The sequence below is a fragment of the Rhodococcus mengyinensis genome, assembly GCF_048381435.1.
In the GTDB taxonomy this organism is placed as follows: Bacteria; Actinomycetota; Actinomycetes; order Mycobacteriales; family Mycobacteriaceae; genus Rhodococcus_F; species Rhodococcus_F opacus_D.
This window is the reverse complement of record NZ_JBLWIT010000144.1, coordinates 1-13,219: the sequence shown is the minus strand read 5'-3', so window position 1 is coordinate 13,219 and position 13,219 is coordinate 1. Positions and strand designations below refer to the sequence as shown.

The 13,219-nt window shown below is 66.4% G+C and carries 9 protein-coding genes and 1 pseudogene; 5 read left to right on the top strand and 5 right to left on the bottom strand.

All coding sequences use genetic code 11. The annotated features are described in order from the left end of the window. Window positions 1-594 precede the first annotated feature (594 nt). A complete protein-coding gene (locus tag ACNJ7E_RS36405) occupies window positions 595-1,038 on the top strand; it encodes a pyridoxamine 5'-phosphate oxidase family protein (RefSeq protein ID WP_072950242.1) in 444 nt (147 codons plus the stop codon). A gap of 207 nt (window positions 1,039-1,245) precedes the next feature. Here the strand turns inward: ACNJ7E_RS36405 and ACNJ7E_RS36400 are convergent, their stop codons facing one another. From ACNJ7E_RS36400 to ACNJ7E_RS36390, 3 genes are all read right to left on the bottom strand, one after another. Then, window positions 1,246-1,710, bottom strand: coding sequence for a CNNM domain-containing protein (locus ACNJ7E_RS36400; protein ID WP_418342144.1), 465 nt, complete (start codon window positions 1,708-1,710; stop codon window positions 1,246-1,248). A gap of 887 nt (window positions 1,711-2,597) precedes the next feature. Further along, window positions 2,598-3,254 (bottom strand): response regulator, encoded by a 657-nt coding sequence (locus ACNJ7E_RS36395; protein WP_072950248.1) that lies wholly within the window; start codon window positions 3,252-3,254, stop codon window positions 2,598-2,600. Further along, entirely contained in the window at window positions 3,251-4,264 is a 1,014-nt protein-coding gene (locus tag ACNJ7E_RS36390) for a HAMP domain-containing sensor histidine kinase (protein WP_418342143.1), read from the bottom strand. The genes ACNJ7E_RS36395 and ACNJ7E_RS36390 overlap by 4 nt, the downstream gene beginning before the upstream one ends. Window positions 4,265-4,395: 131 nt before the next feature. Between ACNJ7E_RS36390 and ACNJ7E_RS36385 the strand changes: the two genes are divergently transcribed. Together ACNJ7E_RS36385 and ACNJ7E_RS36380 are read left to right on the top strand one after the other, a co-directional pair. After that, window positions 4,396-4,668, top strand: coding sequence for a cation:proton antiporter regulatory subunit (locus tag ACNJ7E_RS36385; protein WP_072950254.1), 273 nt, complete (start codon window positions 4,396-4,398; stop codon window positions 4,666-4,668). A 152-nt stretch (window positions 4,669-4,820) separates the two neighbouring features. Continuing rightward, window positions 4,821-7,792 (top strand): annotated as a pseudogene (locus ACNJ7E_RS36380) (UPF0182 family protein). A gap of 1,305 nt (window positions 7,793-9,097) precedes the next feature. On the opposite strand, the gene ACNJ7E_RS36375 reads toward ACNJ7E_RS36380, so the two are convergent. Together ACNJ7E_RS36375 and ACNJ7E_RS36370 are read right to left on the bottom strand one after the other, a co-directional pair. Continuing rightward, on the bottom strand, window positions 9,098-9,409 hold the full coding sequence (locus ACNJ7E_RS36375) for a hypothetical protein (RefSeq protein WP_418342142.1): 312 nt from the start codon (window positions 9,407-9,409) through the stop codon (window positions 9,098-9,100). Between the two features lie 383 nt (window positions 9,410-9,792). Next, window positions 9,793-10,917 carry a helix-turn-helix transcriptional regulator gene (locus ACNJ7E_RS36370; protein WP_206011221.1) on the bottom strand — a complete coding sequence of 375 codons (1,125 nt, stop codon included), beginning with the start codon at window positions 10,915-10,917 and terminating at the stop codon, window positions 9,793-9,795. Window positions 10,918-11,024: 107 nt separating this feature from the next. On the opposite strand from ACNJ7E_RS36370, the gene ACNJ7E_RS36365 reads away from it, so the two are divergent. Together ACNJ7E_RS36365 and ACNJ7E_RS36360 are read left to right on the top strand one after the other, a co-directional pair. Next, the gene (locus ACNJ7E_RS36365) at window positions 11,025-12,044 is read left to right on the top strand and encodes a methyltransferase (protein ID WP_418342127.1); all 1,020 of its coding nucleotides are present in this window, start codon (window positions 11,025-11,027) and stop codon (window positions 12,042-12,044) included. A 27-nt stretch (window positions 12,045-12,071) separates the two neighbouring features. Beyond that, entirely contained in the window at window positions 12,072-13,199 is a 1,128-nt protein-coding gene (locus ACNJ7E_RS36360) for a flavin-containing monooxygenase (RefSeq protein ID WP_072950264.1), read from the top strand. Window positions 13,200-13,219: the final 20 nt, after the last annotated feature.

Sequence of the window (13,219 nt, the reverse complement as noted above, 5' to 3'; positions counted from 1 at the left end):
GCCATCGCGACCGATGGACTCACAAGGGGCCACGTAGTGATGGCCGACCGCCGACGAAGCGCCATGGTTCGACTGTGCCAGCACCTTTCGGGTCCCGGGCGCCGGAATGGCGATTCCCAGGGATCTGTGACCGAAATCCGCTGGTATCACTCTCTGGCGCCCACGTGCAGCTGCAGTCCTCAACCGGCATCCGGCGATGCGCGGTCGTCGCCGACTTGTGACGGTGCCTCGTCTACGACCACCGGGTCCCGGTATGGTCATCAAGCCGTGCTGCCCGGGCATTCTGGTGGGCGACGAATGCCTCCCGCCAGTCCCGATCCGTCAGAGCGAGGTGGTCGCTGGTGGCAGGGGGTGCAACCTCGATTTGCGTCGCAATGTGTGCCCACGACCTGCCCGCCTTGAGGGCCCGAGCACCGCCCACGGGAACGCTGTCCGGTCGGGTGCGCTCGATGCACGCGGGTTGGGGTTTGCATCCATTCGACTCGCCCACGGTCGGCGTAAACAGTATGAAGGTGATGACTTTGTCCCCTGCCCGTCCGCGGTGCCGCCGACAATGCTGGAGGGGTCGGAACGCGCACCGATGAACAGGACACCATGGACTCTCACCTGGAGCCAGCGAGCGCCCCGATCAACGGGGCGCTCCGGACGGGGGAGTGCCTGAGTCTGTTGCGGTCCGTGGCCGCCGGGCGGCTGATCTACACTGACAATGCCCTGCCGGCCGTGTGGCCGGTGACCTTCGCCGCCCCGGACGGGCAGATCGTCATCCCTACCGGAGGACATCAGTGGTTCGACCGTTTCGACGCCACCGTCGTAGCCCTCGAAGCCGGGGCCATCGCGTCGGTGACGCGCACCGGCTGGACGGTCCTCGCCATCGGGCGATCCCGGTTGGTGATCGGCACCGACGGCCTCCACGGATTCGACGACCCCACCCGCGCGCCCTGGACCGAGGGCCCCGACGAGGGGTACCTCGTCTTCGACATCGAACGCCTCACCGGGCACCGAGCTGCCCTGCTCCGTCCCACCGGTGACCACCGCTGAAAACGCCCGCATAAGCGCAGGCCCACAAGGTTTTTCCGAGGCCATCCCTCTCGGATGTTACCGCGGGCCTGTTTCGAGGACCGTGGTCGCATCGGTGCCCAGCAATACCGTTGCGGCCCGCTCCGTAATGTGTCTGGTCGCTTCGTTTGTCGCTTTCGGGTCCTCACCGAGCAGGCGCACCAACAGGTCGGTCGAGGCCGACAGCAGTCAGATCACCGGGCGCACCACCGTGGCGAACCGGCCCAGGGTCGGAGTAGTGAGCAGGGACACGTCACTGGAGCGGTGCAGCGCAATATGTTTGGGAATCAACTCGCCCAGGATCAAGGACAGGTACGCGATCATCGCACCGGCGGTTCCGCCGCCGACGGTACGGGTGCCGATGCGCGACGCGACCGCTCCAGCCCCGGGCTGGCGGGCAACCTGGAGGCTTACAATCGGGTTATGCGGAAGGGCGGTCCGGTGCGCGAGGTGCGCGAGGTGCCCGATGTGGTCGGCTTCGGCGCGGACGATGCCTGCGCCATTGTGCGCGGGGCGGGACTGATCCCGGTCGGGCCGAAAGGCGCCGGGGCGCCGACCGTCGGAGTGATCGTCGCCCAGCGGCCGATCGGAGCTGCCGGAATCGAAAAGGGCGGCGAGGTGATTCTGTGGAATCAGGACAGCGGAGGCGCGCACGGCGCACCGGTACCCCGGGGCCACGAGTCCGCGGCCCTGGATCCGGTATGACACCGGCCACTCCGGCGGACACGCGAGGTGATGCAACCTGCAGCGAGGTGGTGGGTCGGGGAACGCCGGTGTGGGGGCGTCGAGCAGCGCGACCCACACCAGTGGGGCGACTACGATCTGTGTCCGCACCGCCGGATCAGGTTGGGCCGCGGCGGCGGCCTGCTTCCCAGCTTCGAGGACACCATGATCATCGGCTACCTGAACCCGCTCCGTACACTCGTGTTGGCGAAACATCCGGCCGCGCACCGGCGGCACGAATTTCCAAGTCCTCCAGGACCAGCAGTTCGGCTGCACCGGTCCGTCCTCGAGTCCGGTCCGTCGTCGTCTCGTCTGACGGGCGTGATGCCACGGCCATCGTCGCGTTGGGGGTCTCGAGCGACTGGCGCACAGGAGGTTCGAAAAGGGGTGAGGGCCGCGCCGACATGTGCGGCGGCGGCCGATGACAGTGGCTCGTGCGGGGGCGGGTCAATCGTTGCCCGGCACCCGCGCCGGCACAATCGGGTCCGACACCCACTTATCGGGGTGGACGACATGTAGCAGCAGGTTCACGGCCTGCGGTGCAGGGAATGGCTGCGCTCACCCATCGACGCCGGTTCGATTCCAGCGGAACCGGGGAATAGGTGGAATTCGACGGTCATCCGCCGGGGCACGGGACACCGAGAAAAGGTCGACCGGAGTCACAAACCGATCGATCCGCTCGCCGACCGCCGCCACCTGACTGAACGAGAATCCCCGGCACACACAAAGGTACGGCAACTAAATCCATGTAGACGTCCCAGCTCGCGTCTACACCATGGTCTGAGAAGGGTCTCCGCGGTGGGCGGGGAGTACGACGATTACGGCTCGATCAGTCCGGAACGGATTGCGTATCGGGTCAGGGCGAGTCTGTCTCGTAGTCCGAGTTTCTTCAGGATGTTTGCGCGGTGCCGGTCGACCGTTTTGGCGCTGATACTCAAGGTGTTCCCGATTTCTCGGGTGGTGTCGCCTTCGGCGATCAGTTTCAGTATTTCCTCTTCGCGGGGGGTGAGGATGGTGCTCGGTAATGATTCTCCGTGCCGGGCTCGGTGCAGGTAGTCGCGGATGAGGGCGGTGACCGCGCCGGCGTAGAGGAAGGGTTCGCCCCGCAGGGTTGCCCGGCATGCTTCGAGCAGGTCGCGGTCGGCGACGGATTTGAGGACGTAGCCGGAGGCGCCGGCTTTGAGGGCCTCGAAGAAGTATTGCTCGTTGTCGTACATCGACAGGATCAGGATCCTCACGTGGGGATGGGACCGGGTGATTTCGCGGGCCGCTTGCAGCCCGGTCATCCGCGGCATCGCGATGTCGAGGATCGCCAGGTCCGTCGGGGTGTGGGCGAGTGCATCGATCGCCTCGTATCCGTTGGCTGCCTCGGCGACCACCTGCAGGTCGGGCTCGGCGTCGAGGATCATCCGCAGGCCGCTGCGCACCATCGCGTGGTCGTCGGCGAGCAGAATGCGGGCAGGTTGCCTGGTCATCGTGGCCTCGATTGCACGTGGACCGGGACGATCAGCCGGATCTGCGTCCCCTCGCTGGACGACGAGTCGATGGTGAGGGTGGCGTCGACCAGCAGGGCGCGTTCGCGCATTCCGGTGATACCGGCACCGGCAGTGACCACTCCGCCCTTGCCGTCGTCGGCGATGCGCAGCGTCAGGTGTTCGTCGGTGGCATGGAGGTCCACCCGAACCTTGTCGGCGCCGGCGTGGCGAGCGACGTTGGTCAGCGCTTCTTGTGCGACGCGGTAACAGACGAGTTCGATGTTCGGGTCCAGCCGGGCGAGGTGGGCGTCGAGGTGTTTGACGACGTCGACGCCGGTCGCCTGGCTGAATTCGCTGCACAGGGCGTTGAGCGCGCTGTGCAGGCCGAGGTCCTCGAGAACGTCGGGTCGCAGCCGACGGGCGATGCCACTGACCTCGTCGAGGCTGCCGCGCACGGCATCCTGGGCGTGGTGCAGGTCCCCGCGAAGTCCCGTCGGCGCTTTGTCGACGGCACGTTTGAGCGCAAGCAGTGCGACGGTGAGGCTTTGGCCGATCTCGTCGTGCAGCTCGCGCGCGATCCGCGCTCGTTCGGCTTCCTGGGCGGCGAGGGCCGACCCGCTCGCCGAGGTTCGCTCGGTCTCGAGCCGGTCCAGCATGGCGTTGAACGAGGCGATGAGATGCCGTAGGTCGCCCGTGCCTCGGTCGTCGATCCGGTCACTGCGGCGTGGGGGGTCCACCCGGCCCATGGAACTGGCGAGTTGGTCGAGCGGTGCGAGGCTCGACCGCAGCAGAAGGGCGTTCGCGGCGAGGATCGCGGCCAGTCCCACGACGAGCACCGGAATTTCGGTCAGCCGGATATGCGTCGACACTGTCGCCGGTGACAGGGCGAGGGCAAGGGTGCCGACCGTGAAGACCAGCCCGTTGATCACGAATACTCGCCAGAACAGCGCGCCGGCAGGTGTTCGCGCTTGTCCTCGGAACCGGTCCACGACCGATGCGCGACGGTTCATGGGTCCAGCTTGACCGCTGCACATCGCAAATGTCCATACATGTCGTTGCCCAGTGTAAATGGGTGTCGGACCCCATTGTGACAGCATCGATCGCCTGCACAGACTGGGTTCATCTCCAGTAGGGAGCTTCGATGTCCATCGATCGGACGACGGTACCCGGCAAGGGCGTGCTGCACCACGTCGTCGCCCGCGCCGGCGGACACCTCTACCTGCTGGTCGATCCCCGCGGCCCCCGGCACATGCTCTGCTATGACGACTCCGATCTTGAGGTTCCCGCCCGGGCGATCGCTCTGGCACCGGACGAGGCCGACCAGGTGGCCGAGATCCTGCACAGTCAGCCGATCGCCGACCGACTCGCTTCGCTGGAACGACAGGTCAGGGACCTGATTCGGGGGGCGAGGTAGATGACGAAGAGCTGCCCGCTGATCGCCGTGGTCGAACCCGCCCCACCCACCCCCGGAGTGGGCCGAAACGGGCATTCTGTGTGTGTCGTCCGGCCCGTTCACAACACGTCGCCGGCCGTTGCGATAGGCGTGGGGGTCCGCGGGAGGTGAGCATGCAACCGTCGGAGGATGCGCGGCCGCTGTCGCGGGGAGCGGTCAGATCGATCTGGGTGCTGCTGGGCTTTGTGGCGTTGCTGGTGATCGGGCCGCGGCTGATCACGGTGTATACGGAGTGGTTGTGGTTCGGTGAGGTCGGCTACCGGACCGTGTGGGGCACGATTCTGCTGACTCGGCTGGTCTTGTTCCTCGCGGTGACCCTGCTCATCGGTGCCCTGATGTTCGGCACCCTGATCTGGGCCTACCGGTCACGGCCCCTGTTCGCGGCCGCGGCCGCGAACAAGGATTCGCTCGAGCAGTACCGGACCGTGGCGATGAGCCGGCCCCGGTTGTTCGGCATCGGTATCCCACTGCTGCTGGCTCTGCCGTTCGGGCTGAACGCGCAAGCGAACTGGGCCACCGTGCAACTGTTCCTGCGCGGTGGCGATTTCGGCACAGCCGACGCAGAATTCGGGCACGACATCGGTTTCTATGTCTTCGACCTGCCGCTCTACCGGCTGATCCTGACCTGGTTGTTCGTCGCGGTATTCTTCGCCTTGTGGCTCAGCCTCGCCGCGCACTACCTGTTCGGTGGGATCCGGGTGACCCCCAAGCGCGGCGGGAACCCCATCGAGGTCACCGCCGCGGCGCGTGTCCAGCTCGCGGTGCTGGCCGGGTCGTTCGTCGCGCTGAAGGCGGTCGCGTACTGGCTGGATCGGTATGCGTTGCTGTGGGGCAGCCGTAAGGAACCCACCTTCACCGGGGCCGGGTTCACCGACATCAATGCCGTCCTGCCGGCGCGGCTGATCATGTTCTCCATCGCGATCGTGTGCGCGATCGCGTTCTTCGCCGCAATCGTGGTGCGGGATCTGCGGATTCCGGCGATGGCCACCGCGCTACTGGTGTTGTCCTCGATCCTGGTCGGGGGAATCTTCCCGGCGCTGATGGAACAGTTCTCGGTGCGCCCGAACGCGGCCGATCGGGAACGCCCGTACATCGAACGCAACATCGCCGCGACCCGGCAGGCCTACGGACTGGGCCCGGACCGGGTGCAGTACGAGGCCTATCCGGGTGTGGGCACCCGGGCGCCGCGCGACGTCCCGGCCGACGTCACCACCATCGCCAACGCGCGACTTCTGGACCCGAACGTGCTCTCCCGCACCTTCACCCAGCAACAACAATTGAAGAATTTCTACGGTTTCACCCCGACCCTCGACATCGACCGATACACCATCGACGGGGAGGTCGCCGACTACATCGTCGCCGCCCGGGAGCTGTCCCCGAACAGCCTCAGCGGCAACCAAACCCAGTGGATCAACCGGCACCTCGTCTACACCCACGGCAACGGGTTCGTCGCCGCCCCCGCCAACCGCGTCAACGCCGCCGTCCGGGACGCCTCCGGCCAGAGCGCCAGCAGCGACAGCGGCTACCCGATCTACACCGTGAGCGATCTCGCGTCCCAGGCGACCGGCCAGCAACTGATCCCGGTCGACCAACCCCGCATCTACTACGGCGAGGTGATCGCGCAGTCCGAGGGCCCGGACTACGCCATCGTCGGTGCCGAGGCGGGTGCACCGGCGCGGGAGTACGACACCGACGTCTCCACCTACACCTACACCGGCGCCGGCGGAGTGCCCATCGGGAACTGGATCAACCGGCTGGCGTTCGCCGCCCAATACGCCGAACGCAACATCCTGTTCTCCGGCGCCATCGGAGCCGAATCGAAGATCATCTTCAACCGCGACCCGAAAACCCGGGTCGAGCACGTCGCCCCCTGGCTGACCACCGATACCAACCCCTACCCGGCCGTCGTCGACGGGCGGATCACCTGGATCGTCGACGCCTACACCACCCTCGAGCACTACCCCTACGCACAGTCCGGGGCGCTGACCGAGCCGGTGATCACCGACACCGGGCGTCCGCTGCCCCGGCAGGAGATCTCGTACGTGCGCAACTCGGTCAAGGCCACCGTCGACGCCTACGACGGCACCGTCACCCTCTACCAGATCGACCGGGAGGACCCGGTCCTGGCCGCGTGGATGAGCGTGTTCCCCGGCACCGTCAGACCTGGCGAGGCGATCTCCGACGAACTGCGCGCTCATCTCCGCTACCCCGAGGACCTGTTCCGGATCCAGCGCCAGCATCTGGCGAAATACCACGTCAACGATCCGCGGGAATTCTTCACCAACAACGCCTTCTGGTCGGTGCCGTCGGATCCGACCTCGGACAGTACGGGGCAACAGCCTCCGTATTACATCCTGGTCGGAGACCCCGAGACGACGCAGCCGTCGTTCCGGCTCGCCAGCGCCATGGTCGGCTTCAACCGCGAATTCCTCTCCGCCTACCTGTCGGTGCGTTCGGATCCCGATGGATACGGAACGATCGAAATCCTGCAGTTGCCGACTGACACCCTGACCCAAGGTCCGCAGCAGATACAGAACTCGATGATCTCCGACACCCGGGTGGCCTCCGAACGCACGTTGCTCGAGCGGTCGAACCGCATCCACTACGGCAACCTGCTCACCTTGCCGATCGCCGACGGCGGTGTCCTCTACGTCGAACCGCTGTTCACCGAGCGGCTGTCCACCACAGCCGAGGGCTCGACGTTCCCGCAGTTGGCCCGGGTGCTGGTCAGCTACCGCGAACCCGGCACCGGCGGTGTCCGTGTCGGGTACGCCCCACCCTCGCCGAAGCCCTCGACCAGGTCTTCGGTCCCGGTACCGGCCGCGCCGCCACCGCACCCGGCGGCGACGCCGCCACCGCACCCCCACCGGCACCCGAGACCAGCCCCGGCACCCCGGTTCCCGAGGTCGTGCCGCCGCAGGCAGTGCCGGAGGAGCTGACCGGCGCGGTCCTCGAACTCAATGCCGCCCTGACCAACCTGCGCGCCGCCCAGCACACCGGGGACTTCACCGCCTACGGCACCGCCCTCGACCGCCTGCAACGTGCCATCGACGGCTACCTCGCCGCCGGCGGCACCCTCAACTGAAGGCTCGGTGCCGTCGCCGACACGCCCGATGTGCGCACCAGCGATAGTGTTTCGCCACTCGGCGATCAGGGAGTGAGGGACAGGTTGCCCATGCCCGGCGGCCCGTCACCGGCACTGCCGATTCCTCGACGGTCGCTGTGGCGGCTGATCGCGTCGCCGACGAGACGTCCCGAGTCCGCCCGGTCGTCGTGAGCGCGAACATGCCGTACATCAGCAGCGACACCACTACCGACAGGCCCACACAAGGCCATGGAGGGTGCTCATGACGCCGGAAGGGGCCCCACCGGTCCAGGCCGCCCATGGCTGACCGATGGGGTCCATCGCCCGTGTGGCGGCGTCCGACGGAAAATCGATTCGGCGTCGGCGCGCCGCGTACGGGCACACCCGCCCAATCTCGGTTGGGCGGACTCTCGCCTCGGTCTCGAAGGTCCGAGATCGCGATTTGCCGCTGCGTCGTGCGACTGGTTGGACGCTATCGCGATCCAAGGTAAAGCGCAAGTAAAGGCGCTCGGGTTTCGGGACGACCGCTCCGCGCCCCGCCGGAGCGACGCACCGAACGGAGTGCTGGGGACGGGCTTCACGTTCGCCCAGGTTCCCGTGTGCCGGGTTTTCCCGGAGTCATGGTCACGCGTGCCTAGGGTGCGGTAGGAAGGCGCGGTGGACTATGGTTCCGTTCTGCACGCCCGTGACCTGCGTGCGAGGTGGGTGATTGCCGCGGCTGCACTCGGATACGTCGCGGTGGTGTTGAGCTCGCCGGTGACGGTCTTATTTGTGGCGGCCGTACTTTCGGGTCCGCGATCCCGGCCTTCCACCTCGAGCAGTGCCGTCCGATTGCCGGCTGATGCGCCTCGATCAGCGCCGGGCTATGTATTCCGTCGGTGCCGTTGTCGGTGCTGCAGTTGGTCAACTCCCTGTAGATCGGCCTTACCGGATGAAGGTTCGAGAACCGGATGCACCGCTCGGTTCGGCCCGATCAACGACGGCGCAGCACCCGACGATGCCGACGCCGACGACCGCCTCGTCTGGTGAAACCCCGTGACGAAGCCGCAACTGGGACTCGCAGGCCGGACATGCGGGGAGGATTGCGGGATACCCGAGGATTGTTCCACCCGGATGTACGGACCAATCATGCGCCTCGGTCGAATGCACGAAAATTGTTCTCCCGCAACGGCAGAAACTCCACACGTCTTGCTCCCAAGCGGGGCTGGGGCCGGACGCCGATCGAGCTCATGGGGCCAGTTCATCCTTAGCCGCTAAAGGTAAAGGATTGACAAAAGTAGTGCGCCAGGGGGAGTGTGATCAGCTTTACTTATGGCGCTCCCGCTGCCGTCTGGCGAATCGTCCCCGCTGCTCGTCCAAGATCGCAATACCCTGCCGCTCTTTGCGGTGATGCTCGCGCGCGATCGCAACACGAACTCGGGTGGTGTGGGCCGTCAACGCGATCGCACGGTGGGCTGCGGTCTCGTCGTTCAACAAACATGCGGCAACCTGGTCGCATCCAATCAGGAACTGCTCGTAAGCGAGTCTGGTCGACGCCTCCGGGTTCATCTGCGACACCCCGACGTCCTCGATCAGCTGCAGCGGAATGCACACCAACCGGTAGTTGAATCGCAGCACGGCAACCGGGAATGTCTGAAATGTCCTAATCGGGGTCACGAACGTGGATGTTAACGGGTGAGAATCGACCGTGGGGGAGGAACGTGCCGATACCCGCGAATTGCCGCGGAGGATCGGCTCGGAAGCGACTGCTCAGTAATGCCCACACCCAGTCGATCGTGTGGTGTGAACAAATTGCTCATCGACGAACCAGATATGGGAATCGGGGCCACCTCCGTTCGCTGCGGCGGCGACAGAATGTGCGAGGGGCACGTTCCTGGTCGACGGCATACTGTCGGTGAGCGGCAGCGTCGTGGAAGGAGAGATGGTTCGGGCGGTGCACCTTCTTGGTTGGCGCGCCATTGGCCGTGAAGCAGTTACGCACGGCTGAGAGTTCGGCGAATTCAGTTGATGCCCTTCGCCCACCATCCGGATGGCGGGGATGCCGCAAGCTCCCAGCGTGGCGCGTAGTGCTCGAGGAATATCTGCCCCACCAGTTCCCCGCGGCTGCGCACCCCGGTCTTGTCGAAGATCGACTTCATGTGGTCTTGAATTGTGTAGACGGATAACGACATTGCGTGCGCCATCTCCCTTGTCGATCGCCCTTGGACGCACAGCGCAGTGAGATGGCATTCGCGTTGGGACAGTCCGTAGGCCATGGCAATGACGGGCGCGATCTCATGCGGCGTCGCGGGTTGGATGATGACGGCAGTGCGTCCGTCTTCGACGCCGGAAAGCCTGGTCCCGTACAGCAACAGCCAGGCGCCGGATCGCGTGCGTACCCGCGAGCGCGCGGCAAGTTCCAGCGGATCGGTGCCCGGTTCGATCGCCCGCGCCCTGGCCGCGATGGCCTGCACGACCTTCGATTCGAACGGCGTCGACGGCGCCGGGACCTCGACAATTTCGTCGATCCAGCGTTCCGCGGCGGGTGAGACCGATTCCGGGTCGCCCGCGGCGTCGAAGACCACCACGCCGGGGCCGTAGTCCACGGTCGTCACGGCGACCTCGACCTCGTGGAGCATCGAACGTCGCAGACCGGTAGCGAGCGCGGGCGCCAGCGCGGCGATTGCGCGGACGTGCTCGGCGGTGTACCACGGCGCGCCCGCATCGCGCAGGAATGCCGCTGCACCCCAATAGACCCCGTCCGACACCAGGGAGACCCGCAGCTCGTCGCCGATTCCGTACGCCTCGTGCGAACGGTGCCGTGCACTGCGGGACAAATCTCCGTGGGTATCCAGACTGAGTGCACCCGCCAGGCGGCCACTGTGCGCAAGAAACGCCCACTTGTCGACGTCCTCGACCTCGTATTCGTAGTGCGCCAACCAGGATCCGGAACACCCAACGTTCCGGTTCACGCTGCCGGTGAACAGGATGGTGCCCGGGTCGACGGTGTGCCAGCAGCAGCGGTCATGTGGGATCACCGTGCGCAGGGCCTCGCTCATTCGCGCGCTGTACCCCACCCAGTCCAGCTGGTCGGCGACGGCACGCGAGATTTGATCGCGGACGCGTGGCAGCAAGCTCTGCGCCATGTCCGAAGTGTATCGCAGCAGGTTAGGGCTGCCTACCCCAGAAATCTGGGTGAATTCCCCAGGATTCAGGGATATGACGCAGAACCGACAACAACGACGCTGGTTTCATGACGATGACAGCCCATACCTCCGCCGAAACCGACCACGACCTGCCTAACCCGGAGCCGATCATGCAGCTGGCGTCCGGGTTCATGGCCGCCAAACACCTCTTCGCCGCCAGCGAACTCGGTTTGTTCGAGGCGTTGGGCGAGGGCCCCACCGACCTGCGTGGCCTGGCCGCCCGCACCGGGCTTACTGCCCGAGCCACCCGGATCAGCGCCGACGCCATGGTCGCGCTGGGTATGCTCGAACGCCGAGGCGAACAGTACGTCAATACCGAGACGGCGGCCGCGTTCCTCGCCGGCGGATCGCCCGCCGACCTGCGTCCGCTGCTGCGGTTCTGGGACAAGATCAGCTTCCCGGCGTGGGAAGATCTGGCCGACGCACTAGCCCGCGGGCCGAAACACCAGATCTTCGACCTCGAAGCCGCCCTGCAACCCATCGCCTCGATCGGTATCGAGGCGTTTTCGGCCGGCCCCTCGCTCGCCCTGCCGGACACGGTCGATCTGTCCGGCAATCGTCGACTCCTCGACATCGGCGGCGGCACCGGCTCCTGGTCCATCGCGGTGGCGCGCCACTGCCCGCAACTGAGCGCGACCGTGTTCGAGCTGCCGGCGGTTGCCCAGACCGCGCAGGACCGCATCGCGTCGGTCGGGCTGGAGGGGCGAATCGACGTATGCGCCGGCGACGCAGGGGCCGACCCGCTGCCCGCCGGATACGACGCCTTCCTGGTCGCGAACCTGGCGCATTACTGGTCACCGGAGCAGAATCGTGCGCTGCTACACCGCATTCGCGACGTCGCCGCACCCGGCGCCACGCTGCTGATTGCCGAGTTCTGGACCGACCCCACCCACACCCAGCCGGTCGCGGCCGCCCTGATGGCGGGCGAATTCGCGGTCCACCTCGAACACGGCGACGTCTACAGCGTCGACGAAGGCATCGCCTGGCTGCAGGACACTGGCTGGCGCTACCGCGACCATCGCTCGCTCACCGGCACGATGAGCGTCATTGTCGCCGAAACCGCATGAAACAAGACAACACCCAAGGAGCACACGATGAGCGAGCATCAAGTCGCAATCGTCGGTGCCGGCACCTCCGGGGTCGCGGCGGCGGTGGCCCTCGCCGACCGTGGCATCAACCCGTTGCTGATCGACCGAGCCGACCAAGTCGGTTCGTCGTGGCACTCTCGTTATGACCGGCTGCGACTGAACACCGGCAGGCAATTCTCCCATCTGCCGAACCGCCCCTACAAGCAGGGCACACCGACCTTTCCCACGCGGGAACAGGTGATCGAGCATCTCGAGCGGCACGCACGCGCGGACGGGATCGAACTGCGCCTGGGCTGCCCGGTGGAACGGCTCGACCGAACTGACGGGCGCTGGCGGTTGACCACCGCTGCCGGTTCGGTCGACGCTGCCGAGGTGGTGGTCGCGACCGGCTTCGATCATGAGCCCTTCGTCCCGGACTGGCCCGGACGCGGGGACTGGCGGGGTGCACTGGTTCATTCCTCGCAGTACCGGAATCCCTCGCCGTACAACGGGAAACGGGTCCTCGTGGTGGGAGCGGGCTGCTCGGGCATGGAAATTGCCTACGACCTCGCCACCGGAGGCGCGGCAAAGGTCTGGCTTTCGGCTCGCACGCCGCCGAACATCATGCTCCGCCAGGGACCTGGTGGCATACCGGGAGACTTCATCGCAACGCCGCTCTACCATGCCCCGGTCCCTATCGCGGACGCAATCGCTCGGTTCGGCCGGAAGAGGAGCATCGGCGACCTGCGCGAGTTCGGATTACCGATCCCCGACGAGGGGATCTTCGCCCGCAGCGCCCGCCTCGGCGTGGCACCGGCGATCGTCGACAAGGAGCTCATCGCCGCGATCCGAGACAGGTCCATCGAGGTCGTTCGCGGAGTCGAGTCACTCGACGCGGACAGCGTGTGGCTGGTGGACGGGATGCGAATCGACCCGGAGGCGATGGTCTGCGCGACGGGGTTCCGCCAAGAACTCGAAAAGCTGGTCGGGCACCTCGGCGTACTGGACGAGCGAGGTTGGCCGCACGCCACCGGTGAAAAGCCGGCCGCCGAGAGGTTGCGTTTCATCGGGTTCGTGCCCAGGCCGTCGCAGATCGGGTTCGCGGCGAAGCAGGCTCGCCGCGCGGCCCGAGCGATCGCGCGGGAACTGCGGTGAGCGTCGGCGGTAGGATTCTC

Coding starts and splice junctions, on each gene's coding strand:
- ACNJ7E_RS36405 (WP_072950242.1), top strand. CDS start 595: ATGGACTCTCACCTGGAGCCAGCGAGCGCCCCGATCAACGGGGCGCTC.
- ACNJ7E_RS36395 (WP_072950248.1), bottom strand. CDS start 3,254: ATGACCAGGCAACCTGCCCGCATTCTGCTCGCCGACGACCACGCGATG.
- ACNJ7E_RS36390 (WP_418342143.1), bottom strand. CDS start 4,264: ATGAACCGTCGCGCATCGGTCGTGGACCGGTTCCGAGGACAAGCGCGA.
- ACNJ7E_RS36385 (WP_072950254.1), top strand. CDS start 4,396: ATGTCCATCGATCGGACGACGGTACCCGGCAAGGGCGTGCTGCACCAC.
- ACNJ7E_RS36370 (WP_206011221.1), bottom strand. CDS start 10,917: ATGGCGCAGAGCTTGCTGCCACGCGTCCGCGATCAAATCTCGCGTGCC.
- ACNJ7E_RS36365 (WP_418342127.1), top strand. CDS start 11,025: ATGACGATGACAGCCCATACCTCCGCCGAAACCGACCACGACCTGCCT.
- ACNJ7E_RS36360 (WP_072950264.1), top strand. CDS start 12,072: ATGAGCGAGCATCAAGTCGCAATCGTCGGTGCCGGCACCTCCGGGGTC.